Here is a 617-nt window from a genome sequence, read left to right as displayed (position 1 = left end):
CTCAACCTGCACATTCCACAAACCAACAAGACGCCAACCCGCTCCATCCCAGCTGGATTCTATCTTCCACGAATCCTCCTCCAATCCTTCCGTTATCTCTAATACATCCCGTACGTGTGCGATAGCCGTACCGGCTGCTGTGGGTCCCGTGTACACACTCTTGACCTCGGCGTGCGTCACGAATTCGTTGTCCGTGCCGCGCTTGTTGATAAGAAGTCGAAGTAGTGAGGCGGCCTTGTCTCCGAGTTTGCGCACCCCTTCGCCGTCGCGTTTTAGTGTGCGCCCGTCGAGAGACCACTGCGCCTGCGCAGGAGCGACGGCACCCTGCCCGGCAGCGGCAGCGGCAGCGGCAGCGGCAGCGGCAGCGGCAGCGGAACTAGCAGAAGCCTCGGCCCCGCCAGACTCAACCTGCACATTCTCCAAACCAACAAGACGCCAACTTTCTCCATCCCAGCTGGATTCTATCTTCCACGAATCCTCCTCCAATCCTTCCGTTATCTCTAATGCATCCCGTACGTGTGCGATAGCCGTAACGGGCGCTGTGGGGCCCGTGTACACACTCTTGACCTCGGTGCGTGTCACGAATTCGTCGTCCGTGCCGCGCTTTTCGATAAGAA

Annotated in this window: 1 protein-coding gene; it reads right to left on the bottom strand. The window is 58.8% G+C overall.

Annotated elements, in window-relative coordinates; all coding sequences use genetic code 11:
- The coding region (locus ACLQ24_RS30070) for a hypothetical protein (RefSeq protein WP_425895111.1) at positions 1-617 on the bottom strand (617 nt) is incomplete at both ends.

The organism is Micromonospora sp. DT4 (genome assembly GCF_049841675.1).
In the GTDB taxonomy this organism is placed as follows: Bacteria; Actinomycetota; Actinomycetes; order Mycobacteriales; family Micromonosporaceae; genus Micromonospora.
Note: the sequence above shows the minus strand (reverse complement) of the source record. Positions and strands in the feature narration are given on the sequence as shown.